Below are 13,046 nucleotides of genomic sequence, written 5' to 3'. Positions count from 1 at the left end.
CTACACCTTCAAATCTATCAGGCGCCGGATGGTGAAAAAGCCGATCGCGTAAAGCGCAAGCAGCGAAACATATCCCGGAAGGAAGGCAGGGTCGTCCGCCACGTCCAGGTAGAAACGCGGGTTGGCCAAGAACAAGAGGGAAAAGGCCATGACCGGAAGGCCGGTCAGTATCGCAGCAGTCATTCTTCCTTCGCTCGAAAGCGCACGCACCTTCAGCATCATCGATTGGCGCTCGCGGATAACCTTGCTCAGATTTTCGAGGATCTCGGCCAGGTTGCCACCGGTCTCGCTTTGAACGGATAGGGCGACCACGAACATCCGCATATCATCCAGGTCCCAGCGCTCCGCCATGGCCGTCAGCGCATCTCGAAGATCCGCCCCATAGGTCACTTCGTCGACGACGATCCCGAATTGGCTGCCGATCGGGTCGGCCATTTCCACGGTCAGCAAGTCCAATGCGGCAGCGATCGGGTGACCGGCCCGTAGGCCGCGAACGAACACGTCCAGCGCCACGGGAAACTGGTCCTGCATCTTCTTACGCATCCGGTTCGCCCTGATCTGCAGCACCAGCAGCGGGATTGCAGCGCCAAGCACGAAGGCGAATGTGGCGATCATGAGGATCCGGCCGAAACCAAGCGCTCCACCGAGAGCCAGCATCAGAAGGATGATCATCAAGAAGATCACAATCGGCGCTGCCAGCAAGAGCAGCATCAGCCTGCCCGTGGGCATAGCCAGGCCGGCAGCCACCAGCATTTTCTCGAATGCGATTGCCGGACGGACCAGGAGTGGTGGAAGCTTGTCCGGAAGCGCGCTGACCTGGCGCCGCAACATTTGCATGGCGTCGCCGCGGGAATGACCGCGTCCGATCAGGTCCAGCCGCTTGTTGATGGCCTTCGATTCAATGTTGCGTCCGATATAGACCGCCAACACCCGTTCCACCGCGAAAACGACCGCGGCAAAAACGAGGACCAGAATGATCGCCTTGATCCAGATGTCGCTCATGCTTCGAAATTCCTGTCCGGACGGAACAGGTCAGGTGAAAGCGTGACGCCGTGGGAGGTGACCTGATCCAGGAACCTGGGTCGAATACCTGTCGCTTCAAATCTGCCCTGTACAATGCCGTCGGCCGATATGCCCGTCTGACGGAAGCGGAAAATCTCCTGCATGGTAATGACCTCGCCTTCCATGCCCGAAAGCTCCGAAAGGCTGATCAATTTGCGTCTGCCGTCGCTTAGGCGCGCAACCTGAACGACAACATGGATTGCCGATGCGATTTGGGCTCGGGCCGAACGGGCCGGAATGTCGACACCGCTCATGCCGATCATTTGTTCGACACGTGACAGAGCGTCACGCGGAGTATTCGCGTGCACCGTTGTCATCGAGCCGTCGTGACCCGTGTTCATGGCCTGAAGCATGTCGAATGCCTCGCCAGCGCGGACTTCGCCGACGATGATGCGGTCCGGGCGCATACGCAGCGAGTTCTTGACCAGGTCGCGCTGAAGTATCTCACCCTTGCCTTCGATATTGGCCGGGCGCGTTTCAAGGCGAGCCACATGCTCTTGTTGCAATTGGAGTTCGGCTGAATCCTCGATCGTCACGATGCGCTCGCGATTGTCGATGAATGCCGACATCGCGTTCAGCATGGTCGTCTTACCGGAACCGGTGCCCCCCGAAATCAACACGTTTAGCCGCGCTGCCACGACCGCCTTAAGGACTTCTGCGACCGGGGCCGGAACCGAGCCGATCTCGATCAGCCGGGCGAGGCTGATCGGGACCTTCGCGAATTTGCGGATGGAAAGCAGTGCGCCGTCGAGTGCGAGCGGCGGAACCACCGCATTGACGCGGCTGCCGTCCGCCAGCCGAGCGTCGACCATCGGCGCCGATTCATCGACGCGCCGGCCGACCGCCGAAACAATCTTCTGGATGATGCGGACGAGGTGCTTTTCGTCCTTGAAGCGGACCGGAGACGTTTCCAGCACGCCATAGCGCTCGACGAACACGCTATTATGCCCATTGACCAGGATGTCGGTGATGGTGGTGTCCTTGAGCAGCGGCTCAATTGGCCCCAGCCCAAGCAATTCATCGAGCACATCGTCGACAAGTTTCCTGCGCTCCGCCTGGTTCAGCGCATGACGTTGCTTATCCAGCTCTTCGAGGACGATGTCCCCAACCTCGTCCTCAATCTGTTCGCGCGACATATTGTCGAGGGCCGACAGATTGATAAGTCCCAGCAACCGCTGATGAAGCTCGACCTTGAGGTCGGTGTGCAGTTCGTTGTGGGAGAAGGCGCCGGCATCACCCGTGGTAACCATCCGACGCTCTTCTTCCGTCCGCTCCGCTACTTCTTCCGGCGAGACCTGATCCTTGGGCTTACGAATCTGCCACATGACTAACGCTCCAACCCAAGTGCGGCAGCGACGCCGCGATCCATCGCTTCAAAATCCTTGATCAGCGGGCATTTCTTCTTGATTTCCGCTAACGGCACGCCGCGGTCGATCGCCTGGCTCATCGTCGCATGGTCATTCGAGACCATGAACGAGACCGGTTTCATCAACACTCGTTCGGCATCCGCAGGACCGAGAGTCTTGAAGAAGCCGGTTTCCGCCCGGTTCAAGATGATCCGCACATCGAGATTATGCAGGTCCTGGCTCGCGAGCAGATCCAGTTGCCGGCGTGCACGGTGAAGACTTGGAACGCGCAATTCGGTGACCATCAGCACGAGGTCCGCTCGTGCGAGCAATGACAGCGACCAGTTCGTCCAGTTAGCCGGAAGGTCGATAAAGACCGTTCCAAACTCAGCGGTCGCAAGATCCAGAATTGAAATCACCTGATCGCTGTTGAGCGATTCCAGCGGCATGATTTCACGCGGAGCGGGAATAACATGCAAACCGCTCGAATGGGTGATCGCGACCGACTTCAGGATCTCGCCGTCAAGCCGCTTCCCGGCTTGCAGCAAGTCCCCGAACGTCAGCTTCGGCTGGAGTCCGAGTTGAATCGCGACATCGCCAAACTGGACATCAAGGTCGATCAAACAGGCTTCGCGGCCGGCCTTTGATTCTGCAGCAGCAAAGCGCGTCGCGAGTTGGCCAAGCAGGGACGTTGCCCCGACGCCGCCCTCGCTCTTGATCACCGCGACAATCTTCTGGTGCCCGGCGCGCGGCCGCGGCCCGCGACTTGTTACCATCCGGCGAATGGGATCCAGCGCGGTTTCAAGCTCCGCCAGGTCGAGCGGCAGTGGAACAACGTCATGTGCTCCGGCACGCACGAGCGAGCGCACAAATGCGAGCGACGGCTCAAAAGCGGCAGCGATCAGCGGGACCGGTCCCGCCGCCAGATTCTTGAATCGGGCAATCGACAACTCGTCGCCTTCCGTCACCTGGACCACTGCCGCGGCAGCCCCATCCAGGATCGAATTTTCCACTGGCTGGGCCGTTTCGACGATCACAAGATCAAGCGGGAAGCCGGAGGCGCGAGCACCGACGAGCTCGCTCGCTTCCCCATCAACTCCGGCAAGCAACAGCCGCACAGGGGCAGGGCCAGTATCGGCCATCCATTGCGCGTTGGAATTATCAGGGGAATGCACGCTCATCATAACCTCAATTTGACACCGTGCCGCTGCTGTCCTCGGACGTCAGCGTGGTGCGGAATGGTGGAAGAGTGATTGTCGCGAAATTGAACAGGACCAGCGGCTTGAACCGGATATTGGACAGCTGGACCGTAACCAGCGGGGCGATCTCCATGCCATTGGGATCGCCGGCAAAGCCGAGGCCGGACCCGCGATAGGTTATTGTGACATTGTTCGCGCTCATATTTGGCATCATCAACTGCATGCGGGCGACAATACGGTCGAAACTAGCCGAGTCCGTTGTGGCGAAGTTCGTCGGGCAGTTTCCGGTGCAAGTGCAGGCCGTACGCGTGCAAACGAGGTCACTCAGCGCACTGGCAGGAATAAGGTCGCCCTGCGTCAATCCGCCAACGCCAACATAACCTTGGGTGCCCAGGCCAGTCGAGATCACGTCCGTAACGATCGCGACGCGGGCGCCCGCCTGCGTGGCCTTCTCGGCCTTGTTGACCTCCCACAAATACCGGCCGCCATCGATGATGCCGAGCAGGAAGAGGATCAGCAGCGGCAAGACGAGCGCGAACTCGGCGGCGCTCGACGCAGTTCGATCGAGGAGCAGGCGGCGCATCATATGCCCATCACCGCCGCTTGTTGCCTGGCGTTGAGCTTGAGACCGGCGCCGGTGAACCCGAAGGCGCCGATTACCGGGTTGTAGTCAATGCTGGCTGTCACCGTCACAACGGGAGCGCCCGCAGTTCCGCCGGTGCGCCCCTGGTAAATGCCGCTCATGGACTGGCCCGAAACCGTGGCACTGCAAGCGGCGGTCACCGTAATGTCGCTGTCCTGGATATCGGGAAATCGATCTGTGCCGGCCGACAAGAGGCTCGTCCGCACCAACGCCCTTACGTTCGCAATCAAGGTCGCGTCGGTTGGATTGGCGCAGTTTCCGCCGCTTTCATAGAAGCTGAAGCTCCGGCGGGCAGCATAGCGCGCGCCATCGCGTACGGCCTTGGTCAGTATGTGCTCATTGTAGAAGAAGCTGCCGAGTTCGACCGAGCCAAGCATGATTGCGCACAGCAAGGGGGCGACCAGCGCCATTTCGGCCCCTGCCGAACCCAACCGGTCCCGTAGAAGCGAACGGCGAGTCATCATTTCACCAGATAGGGCACGTCGTGCCTTACCACTTGGCCGGCAGAGGAGCCTGCTCCCATCTGGGTCTGGCCAATGAACTCCGCATAGACGTCATTCACATCCGTGCGGTCTCGCTGAAGCGAAGGCTCAACCAGGAAAAGCTCGATCCATTTTACGACACCATAGACCGTGCCGCCTCCGCCATGGACGTTCCAGGCATTGCAATTGATGACGGCGGTCGAGATCCGCCGCCGGTCGACATTGTTGCCGCCAGGAACCATTCCACTTCCATAGCCTTGAAGCTGCGAGCAAACCGGCGTGCCGAATGCGGTTTCTCCATTGGGGCCTGAACCGTATACGCGTGGACCCAGGATTACCTTGCCCCCGATCGTCGTCCCCCGATTAGCGACTTCCCACCGGTAGACCTGGTAGCGAGAGGGCGTCGTGTTGGTAATCGGAATGGAGTTTGTCCCCGTGGCGAGGTAACCAGGCCATTGGGCGGCCGTCCAGCCGTAGTTGACGCGGAAATAAGCGCCGCGATCCCAGGCGCCATTTCCGACCTTGTCGGCAGTGCAGCTGCCATTTTGCGAAATGGCGTGGCACTTGTCGCGGGGGTAGCCCATCGCCTTGATGGTGTCTGCCTCGGTCTGTGTCAGGTCCGTCGTATTCGACGGCGCCGGGACGTTGCCGCTGCCATAGTATTGACCCGAAGGTGGAAGCTCCCACTCATTGTTGGCGACGCCGCATTTGTTAGCTTGGTTTGGCGTGCCCTTCTGGATTACGTCCTTGACTGTGTTGATTGAGGCTGGGCAGGTTGCCCCGCTAGGACAGGAGGCGGCATTGCCGTTCCCGGTATTGGCCTTTTCATAGATGTCGAAGCGGGTATTGAGCGCTTGAGTTACCGGCGTGCCCGCGCCGGTACGAGTCTTGACGCCCGCGAGGCCAGAGCAGTCACCGGGAGGAGTGACCCACCCGAGCGCCTGGCGAAGCTCGACATTCGGGTTTGACGTCGGCGAGCCGGTATCGAGATAGCCGAAATTGCCCGGCGCCCAGGCCGTATTGCCATTGCCTACCGAAATCAGCCGCAGCCCCGCTCCAATCCGGGAAGCGATGTCGAAATCCAGATTCTTATCTGAGTTGCCGGTTGGCTCGTCAGGATTGCAGATCATGACCGGCGGAACCTTGCAGATCGCCGTGCCGAGACCGGCAACCGCCATCGCCGAAATATTGCCAGATGAAAATGCGGCGGTGACTGGAGTAAGCGCATAGCGGGCAACGCGATCGGCCATTCGAACGCAGACGAACTTGGCCGTCGCGTTAGCGTTCGATGCGGTAGGATCGATGGCGTTGGTTGTCGGGCAATTGAGCCCATTGGCCGCCTCCGCATCCGCCTTGGTCGCGTAAAACACCACGGCAGAGACTGCAGCGACGAGGCCGCTGGCGTTGTTATCATTCGCCATCAGCGTTTGATTGGCCAGCAACGACTGAGCCGCAGCAGTTGCCCGGGCGATCGCTCCGGACTGCTGATCCAGCTGCGTCACGGCAGCCAATGCTGCCTGATCGGCAGCGTTCTGCAATTCGGTGTCCAAGGTGGCCAGGCGGGCATAGTCGAAGGCGATCCCGCCAGCGCCAATCAGCGCAAAGAGCGACAGTGCGACGGTCGGCGCGACCGCCCCGCTATTGTTCCCAACCCAGAATGAGGGCCGCCTCATACCGCATCATCCTTACTGAGGCCCACCGCCGCTGGCGCTAGTGCTGCTCTGTATCTTCAAATCCTTGGTTTCGCCGGTCCGATAGGCCTTGACTGCCTTTGCACCCTTCTCGCCACTGTCGCCCGGTTGCGCACCATCTTCCGGATAGACGGGGTCTGGATTCACCGTCTGGATCGCCATGTCGTAGCGAACGGCTTCGCCCAGACCGGGATCGACAGGTGCGCATCCCGCCAAGGCCATTACCGGCAGTGCTGCGAACAGTATCTGCTTGGCATTAAAGCGCATGGCCATAATCCTTTTCCAAACGGCTCGGATCGAGTGTCGCCATGCCTCCCGGAGGAGCTCCATCAACCGGCGCCGGTGCGCCGATCGGCCGGCCGACCGGCGACGGCTGCGTCGGTGCCAGCGGGTTGACGCCGACCGCGCCGTCCGTCCTGCCGAGCAGGAAGAAGTCGGCCTCGTTCGGCGGCGTGGCGCGATCGGTCGGCACTTTCATTGCCGCTGCACGGACGGGCTTCACCAGCCGCGGCGTGACAATGATGACGAGCTCGGTTTCTTCGTTCTGGAAGTTGGTCGAACGGAACAGACTGCCGATGATCGGGATCGATCCCAGGACGGGGAACTGATTCACCGTGTCCTTGAAGTCGCGGCGGATGAGGCCGGCCATGGCAAAGCTTTCGCCATCGCGAAGTTCGACCGTCGTGCGGGCGCGGCGGGTCGACAGCCCCGGAATACGAAGGCCGCCGACGACAATCGATGAACTGACGTCGATAGCACTGACTTCGGGCGCCACCTCAATGTTGATGACGCCGTCGGCAAGCACCGTCGGGGTGAATGCCAGGCTGACACCAAAGGGCTTGAACTCGACAGTGATGGCGGTGTTGTTGGAAATGCCGGTCGAGCTGCCGCCGCTCTGCGCGACGGGAACCGGGAACTCGCCGCCGGCCAGGAAGCTGGCGGTTTCGCCCGACAGGGCCACCAGGGTCGGTTCGGCCAAGGTGGTGATCGCGCCCCTGGTTTCGAGCGCGTTCAATGCCGCCTGAACATCGAGACCGAAGATGTTGAAGTTGCGCGTCAGGATGCCGAACGCGCTGGTGATTGCGCTAAGGCCGAGCACCGGCGGATTGGGCGACGTAGTGCTTGTGATCGCGCCGGTCACCGGATCGGTTACGGTCGTCGTCGTCTCGCCGCCGTCCCCGCTGAGCGTAGCACCGTTACCGAACGCGCTGTTGAAGCCGTGGGTACCGCCGCCCTGGACGAACATCGAAAAGCCGAGATCCTTTAGCGCGCCGCGCTTGATCTCCGAGAAGCGGACTTCCAGCATCACCTGCTGGGCCGAACCGATCGACATGAGATTGACGACCTTGCCCGGGGCATAGGTTTCGGCCAGCTGCACCGCGCGGTCCGCGGCGGGCGCGGAGCTCACCATGCCTTCGAGAATGATGGAATCATTGGAGATGCGCGCTCCAACGCCGTCGCCTGGGATGAGCTCGGACAACTGGCGCTTGAGGCCGATGACGTCCGGCCCGACTGCGACGTCGACGACCGCGATCAGCATATTGTTGCGGTCGTAGAGCGTGAGGCTGGTCGTGCCCATCTTCTTGCCAAGCACGTAGAGGGAGCGATCGCTGAGCGGCAGGACGTCGGCAATTTCCGGATTGCCGATAAGCGCTTTGGCGAACGCCCGGTCGGTGCGCAGTACCTGGCTCTTGTTGAGCGGAACCGCAAGTTCGCCCGCCCGGATCTCGTCAGCCTCGCTGACAGCGACCTGGGCATTGGCCGGCACAGCGGCGCCGAAAGCTGCCGCCGCGATGGCTATGGCCACGCCAAGCGCGGCCCCCCTGATCCCCCTATTGAGCATAGCCCCCCACCTCATAATCCTTGGTTTCCACACCCCTGGTAACGCTGATGGTATTGGTCGACGGCGGCGCCGGCGCGACTGCGCGGCGAACCGGCGGAGCACGGCGCGGCTGGGTCAGCCGGGCGACCTGGGCTTTACGTTCCGGTGATGGCGCGGCTGCCGGCTTCGCGCCATAAAGTTCATAGCGCAGGTCATTCAAGCTGACCGTCTCGACGACCGGTATGTTCTGCTCGACGCCCGGCTTCCTTAGCGCGAGGCTCAACTGGCCTAATTGCTGGCCCAGGACCAACTTCTGTGCGTCTACCGGAGTGACCTCCAGCGTGGTCGAATTGGTCGGACTTGGCTGCCCGTCCGCACCGACAGCGTCCGAACCCATGGCGATGACACGCACATTTTGCAGAAGCACATCGGTAACCTGCTGGCCTGAACCGTCGGGCGTAAGTGGCTGGCGCGTAATCAGCACATCGACCGTGTCGTTTGGCTTCACGAATCCGGCAACCCCGGAAACGTCATTGATGCGAACCGTCGCGGCCCGCATGCCGTCCGGTAGCAGAGCTGCTATCGAGGCATTCTGGCCTTCGCCGGAAAGATCCGTGGCCAGAAGCGGCTGGTTGGGCTGGATCGGCCGGAGCGCCACGCGGCGCTTACCCTGCGGCAAGAGCTCAGCAATTGTCTTGTAGGTGCCCGGAGGCAGGCTTGCGGCTGGATAGGGCACGAACTTGACCTTGTCCGGCGTCACTTCCGTGCCATAGGCCAATGGAAGCGAAGCGACCGCGATCCGGGTCATGGTCGGCGTCGCGGCCTCCATTTGCCGCTCCCGTCCGCTAATATAGGCGTTTGCAACAAAGACTGCGACCAACCCCAAAATGATCGCAACACCCAATGCGATGATCGTCTGGCGCTTCATCTCTTGGCTCCCCCGCAAGAGCAGGTGGTTACTCTACACTATTTCGGGCGCTGTCCTAACGCCCAAATAAAAACTAGGAGCGGCCCCGCAGAAAACGGGGCCGCTCCAAGGCATTTAGCACTTCGTGTTCGACGAAACCGGATCAGCAATACAGCTTGCGGTATCGTTCATGGCGCTGCCGATCGAGTCAGCAAGGCCCAGAGCGGCAATCGCGATGACCGCGCCGATAATGGCGAGGATCAGCGCATATTCGGCGGCCGAAGCACCGCGCTTGTTGCGAAGCATGTTGATGAAGTTCTTCATTGTCCGTCCCCTTACAAATAGCCCCCCGGTCCACTGCGACCGGTCGGGACGTCTCACGCCTAAGGGGGCGGCACTCAATTCAGACTATAGGAAGCCATGCGAAAATTCGCTTGCCCCCGCAGTCATTTACAACGGCCCCCCGGCCGCTCGACTAGGGCAACGCTCTGCCTTCCTTAACTTTTTGTCAAGCATGCGAATTTAATTCCCGTTAATTTATTTGATAACAAGATTCGCCGGATTTTTGGCAGAAAACCAACAATTGTGTGAATGCGAGCAAATGAAGGTGCAGGCTCTTTTGCGCCGCGCTCCGTTCCAATTGGGGACAGAGTCTGCGCCCCATTTGCCCTATTATCGAAAGTTAAGGGTCGCGCACCGACAGGCATCCCGTGAAGTTTTCCACAGATCGACGCCGAGTCGCACCGAGTCGCAGGCGCTTAACCTAAAGCTCCAATCCTAAGCTTCGACGCGATTACGGAAGGTGATGTTCACCCGCTTGGACAGGAGAAGATAGGGTAGCCAGAGGCATACGCTGATCATCACTTTCTTGACGTTCCCGTCGAGAAGCGTGTGCAGCGCATTGGCTACGTTCGTTGGCAGACCGCCAGTGCCCGCGACCGCCTGGGCAATCCCAAGCTGCATGGCGATATCGATCGCCCAAATTGCAACGAGCAGACGCGGAAACAGTGGGACCCGGCGCAGCGCGGCGACAAAGGCGATGGTGTATAGACTGCTGAGCAGGACCACGTCCAAGGTCATCATCAGCCGCAACGTCGAGAGCCACTCTGGTACAGGGCCTGCGAGCGCCGGCATCGCAGCTAGATACTCCAATGATCGCACGGGGACGTTCAAGAGCATGCCAACCAGCAAGGACACCATGATGCCGCTGCTGCCATATAGCGGGTGGCTGCGTGCTTCGGCTGCGTTTACGTTTCTCCAGCGACCGGCAATCGCCAGCCGGTAGACCGGCTGCGGTAGTTGGTCGCCCGCGCGGAACCAATAGAGAGCCAGCGCCATCGACAGCAACGGCGCACCGACCAGCAGCACATATGGCATGATTGTCGAGAGGTCGGGAGCGGTCTTCAGCGGGCTGGCGATGATGCGGATAGTGCAGCCGGCCATCGCCAGCGCCAACCACAGGGTCATGATGCGGGGAAGCCCACCTTCGATCGACATCAGAAGCGACGCCGACTTGGCGCGCAGTTTCTGCTGGATAGGTTGGACGGCCTGTTCGATCGGATTCATTGTCATGGGCGCTTAGTAAGCGAAACATCGTTACCGCAGAGTAAAGGTTTTAACGCCTATGTCGTTCCATAGTCCGGATTCGATTTCGCGTAGGCTGTGGTCGATCTGCGACGAGATCAACGGGATGGAGGTTCAAAATCATATTTGATCTGGGTCCAAAGCGACCACAACAGCAATGGCGGAATCCACCAGGCGCCAACTAGCGCAATTGCGGGGGATAAGAATCCAAGCGCAATGGGAATGCGGTGGTGCATCGGCATGCGATTCCAACTGTTGAAAATGAGCACTCCAAAGCCAAGACTTGCGACAGTCATGTCGTAGTGAAACCCGAAAGGCGAAATAAGAAAGGACGCCGTCGCGGCGGTGAAGATATTCACTTTCCGGGCGAGCATTAGCGCGCCGGCAAGGGCAAAAGGCACCCACCCCACAAAGCCATAGGCCATTGCGGGTGCAACGCCGGCGAACAACCATCGCTTAGTCGATCCGACGCGCTCGCCGTGACCGATCGCCTGCTCAATGAATGCGGGCCATAATCGCCAACCCAAGAATATTCCGCTGGCCACCACAAGTGCGAGAGACAATGCCACCACAAGCATCAATGATTTGCGGCCACGCAGGGACAATATGCTTAGGAAGCCGAGATGTGGCTTGAAGGTAAGGAAGGCCACCGCCCACCATTTGCCGCGAAAGGCCATGAACCACAGCCCTCCCATGAGAAAGCCGGTCTGTCCGAAATCGAAGCACGTCAGGGCGGCAGGCGTGAGAATGGTCAAAACGGGCGGGAACCGCTCAGGCAAGAAGGGTCGCGCGGTCCAGACAAAGAATGCCGCAGTCGCCGCATTCCAGACCAGGTAGGCAGGGATATAAGGGACCAAAGCAAAGGGCAAAAAGAAGAACAGGGCATGGGGCGGATAGGGAAAAACGGCGGCGGCACCCCAGTCCCATCCATCCGCCAATACCTGTGCTAGGCCGGGGCTGTAGATGCTCTCCGCATTTCCCGACAGAAGCAGTTTCGCAGCTGCCCACAGCAGCGCAAAGTCATGTTTGCCGAAATCTCCCACAAAAAAGAGAGCGGCCGGCGCTAATGCGCCAATGATCCATATTTGAATGGCTACAGAGCGATTTTGCTGCATCCCGTCACTGCGTCGCCCTCCCACTGAGTCTCCGTGGCTAGCAATACGAACCATGGCTGACAATTAAGCTATTGATGATAAGCTGCGCCGATGGGGCGCGCTTTGGATTGGGTTGTTCCGGCAATTGCAATTGTCGCGATCGAGTATGTCATTGCGCTCGCGATCGGCTTTACGGTTGGCTTCCGGTACGAAATTCCAACGAAATCTTATGTCATAACGACACTGACGATATCGTCCTTAATACTTGTCGCCGTGCTACTCATCCGTATCGGCCGATATGCCTGGGATGGAGAAGCGCATCCTACGAGGCGCCTCTTTGTGGACGCGCGCCAGTCTTGGCCGCGTATGCTCGGAATCGTGCTCGGATGCGTGCTGGTTGGTATGCAAATCGGGGCATTGACCTGGCTGAAGACCATGCTCCCTCTCACGAAGGGTTTTTGGGCCGACTTGCCTCTTGCCGAGGCCGACCGGATGCTGTTCGGCCGTGACCCGTGGATTGTCAGCCACGAATTACTCGGTTCGTTAACGACCTTTCTCGACAGCTGTTACGTGACTTGGGCATTCGTAAAATTCGGGACCTTGATTGCTGTCATCCTGGCAGCCGGCTCGCGCGTGAGATCTCGCGCTATGCTAGCTTATTTCCTGACCGCCAGCACAGGCTGTCTTTTTCAATATGCGATGCCATCGGCGGGACCGGTTTTCTATTCACATCTCGGGCTTGGCGACCAATTTGCGGCCATGCCAATTGAGCCTTGGGTTGCATCGGCACGCGACTATCTGTGGACGGATTACATGTCCGGCGGAGGAAAGCCAGGCGGGGGCATATCTGCAATGCCGTCGATGCATGTTGCCGTGGCCTTGTGGGTCGCGTTCGTCGCTCGCGCCTACTTCCCTCGCCTCCAGTGGATCGGATGGATCTATTTCGTGGCCATCCTTGTCGGATCAGTTCATCTGGGCTGGCATTATGCCTGGGATGGAATTGCCGCCTCGCTTATCGCTCTGGGTGCGTGGATACTCGCGCCATACATTCTAAGAATCTCCCCGAGCCTCGCGAGCCCGAAGCGTTCGTCGCCGCTCCCTGCATCAATGTAGTAGTAATGCTACACAACGCCCGGAGCGATACCTCCGCAATTTTTAAGCGAGTACACGCTCCTCTTGCCCAAATAGATCCATTATGACATGAACCGCGCGCTCG

At 59.8% G+C, this 13,046-nt stretch carries 13 protein-coding genes; 1 reads left to right on the top strand and 12 read right to left on the bottom strand.

Annotation, left to right across the window (positions count from 1 at the left end):
• From LZ496_RS08990 to LZ496_RS08935, 12 genes are all read right to left on the bottom strand, one after another.
• Positions 1–1,002, bottom strand: coding sequence for a type II secretion system F family protein (locus LZ496_RS08990; protein WP_249904298.1), 1,002 nt, complete (start codon positions 1,000–1,002; stop codon positions 1–3).
• Positions 999–2,387, bottom strand: a complete 1,389-nt coding sequence (locus LZ496_RS08985; protein ID WP_249904297.1) for a CpaF family protein — start codon at positions 2,385–2,387, stop codon at positions 999–1,001. The genes LZ496_RS08990 and LZ496_RS08985 overlap by 4 nt, the downstream gene beginning before the upstream one ends.
• 2 nt (positions 2,388–2,389) lie before the next feature.
• Positions 2,390–3,550, bottom strand: a complete 1,161-nt coding sequence (locus LZ496_RS08980; RefSeq protein WP_249904296.1) for an AAA family ATPase — start codon at positions 3,548–3,550, stop codon at positions 2,390–2,392.
• Positions 3,551–3,596: 46 nt separating this feature from the next.
• A complete protein-coding gene (locus LZ496_RS08975) occupies positions 3,597–4,190 on the bottom strand; it encodes a TadE/TadG family type IV pilus assembly protein (RefSeq protein WP_249904295.1) in 594 nt (197 codons plus the stop codon).
• Positions 4,190–4,711 carry a TadE/TadG family type IV pilus assembly protein gene (locus tag LZ496_RS08970; protein ID WP_283937990.1) on the bottom strand — a complete coding sequence of 174 codons (522 nt, stop codon included), beginning with the start codon at positions 4,709–4,711 and terminating at the stop codon, positions 4,190–4,192. Before LZ496_RS08970 ends, LZ496_RS08975 begins: the two co-directional genes overlap by 1 nt.
• A complete protein-coding gene (locus LZ496_RS08965) occupies positions 4,711–6,405 on the bottom strand; it encodes a pilus assembly protein TadG-related protein (RefSeq protein WP_249904293.1) in 1,695 nt (564 codons plus the stop codon). The genes LZ496_RS08970 and LZ496_RS08965 overlap by 1 nt, the downstream gene beginning before the upstream one ends.
• Before the next feature lie 12 nt (positions 6,406–6,417).
• Positions 6,418–6,690, bottom strand: coding sequence for a hypothetical protein (locus tag LZ496_RS08960; RefSeq protein WP_249904292.1), 273 nt, complete (start codon positions 6,688–6,690; stop codon positions 6,418–6,420).
• The gene (locus LZ496_RS08955) at positions 6,680–8,230 is read right to left on the bottom strand and encodes a type II and III secretion system protein family protein (protein WP_249904291.1); all 1,551 of its coding nucleotides are present in this window, start codon (positions 8,228–8,230) and stop codon (positions 6,680–6,682) included. Before LZ496_RS08955 ends, LZ496_RS08960 begins: the two co-directional genes overlap by 11 nt.
• Before the next feature lie 25 nt (positions 8,231–8,255).
• Positions 8,256–9,173, bottom strand: coding sequence for a Flp pilus assembly protein CpaB (cpaB, locus tag LZ496_RS08950; protein ID WP_249904290.1), 918 nt, complete (start codon positions 9,171–9,173; stop codon positions 8,256–8,258).
• A gap of 114 nt (positions 9,174–9,287) precedes the next feature.
• Positions 9,288–9,476, bottom strand: a complete 189-nt coding sequence (locus LZ496_RS08945) for a Flp family type IVb pilin (protein ID WP_249904289.1) — start codon at positions 9,474–9,476, stop codon at positions 9,288–9,290.
• 453 nt (positions 9,477–9,929) lie between these two features.
• The gene (locus tag LZ496_RS08940; RefSeq protein ID WP_249904288.1) at positions 9,930–10,724 is read right to left on the bottom strand and encodes a DUF2569 domain-containing protein; all 795 of its coding nucleotides are present in this window, start codon (positions 10,722–10,724) and stop codon (positions 9,930–9,932) included.
• Positions 10,725–10,834: 110 nt separating this feature from the next.
• Entirely contained in the window at positions 10,835–11,851 is a 1,017-nt protein-coding gene (locus LZ496_RS08935) for a glycosyltransferase family 87 protein (RefSeq protein ID WP_249904287.1), read from the bottom strand.
• Positions 11,852–11,953: 102 nt separating this feature from the next.
• Here LZ496_RS08935 and LZ496_RS08930 point away from each other — a divergent pair, with 102 nt between their 5' ends.
• The gene (locus LZ496_RS08930; RefSeq protein WP_249904286.1) at positions 11,954–12,943 is read left to right on the top strand and encodes a phosphatase PAP2 family protein; all 990 of its coding nucleotides are present in this window, start codon (positions 11,954–11,956) and stop codon (positions 12,941–12,943) included.
• The last annotated feature ends 103 nt before the right edge of the window (positions 12,944–13,046 follow it).

It is taken from the genome of Sphingomonas caseinilytica (assembly GCF_023516455.1).
Classification (GTDB): domain Bacteria; phylum Pseudomonadota; class Alphaproteobacteria; order Sphingomonadales; family Sphingomonadaceae; genus Sphingomicrobium; species Sphingomicrobium caseinilyticum.
This window is presented reverse-complemented; position numbering and strand designations above follow the sequence as displayed.

Excerpts from the sequence above, each read along its gene's own strand:
- LZ496_RS08990 (WP_249904298.1), bottom strand. The coding sequence starts at position 1,002 with ATGAGCGACATCTGGATCAAGGCGATCATTCTGGTCCTCGTTTTTGCC.
- LZ496_RS08985 (WP_249904297.1), bottom strand. The coding sequence starts at position 2,387 with ATGTGGCAGATTCGTAAGCCCAAGGATCAGGTCTCGCCGGAAGAAGTA.
- LZ496_RS08980 (WP_249904296.1), bottom strand. The coding sequence starts at position 3,550 with ATGGCCGATACTGGCCCTGCCCCTGTGCGGCTGTTGCTTGCCGGAGTT.
- LZ496_RS08975 (WP_249904295.1), bottom strand. The coding sequence starts at position 4,190 with ATGCGCCGCCTGCTCCTCGATCGAACTGCGTCGAGCGCCGCCGAGTTC.
- LZ496_RS08970 (WP_283937990.1), bottom strand. The coding sequence starts at position 4,711 with ATGACTCGCCGTTCGCTTCTACGGGACCGGTTGGGTTCGGCAGGGGCC.
- LZ496_RS08965 (WP_249904293.1), bottom strand. The coding sequence starts at position 6,405 with ATGAGGCGGCCCTCATTCTGGGTTGGGAACAATAGCGGGGCGGTCGCG.
- LZ496_RS08960 (WP_249904292.1), bottom strand. The coding sequence starts at position 6,690 with ATGCGCTTTAATGCCAAGCAGATACTGTTCGCAGCACTGCCGGTAATG.
- cpaB (WP_249904290.1), bottom strand. The coding sequence starts at position 9,173 with ATGAAGCGCCAGACGATCATCGCATTGGGTGTTGCGATCATTTTGGGG.
- LZ496_RS08945 (WP_249904289.1), bottom strand. The coding sequence starts at position 9,476 with ATGAAGAACTTCATCAACATGCTTCGCAACAAGCGCGGTGCTTCGGCC.
- LZ496_RS08940 (WP_249904288.1), bottom strand. The coding sequence starts at position 10,724 with ATGACAATGAATCCGATCGAACAGGCCGTCCAACCTATCCAGCAGAAA.
- LZ496_RS08935 (WP_249904287.1), bottom strand. The coding sequence starts at position 11,851 with ATGCAGCAAAATCGCTCTGTAGCCATTCAAATATGGATCATTGGCGCA.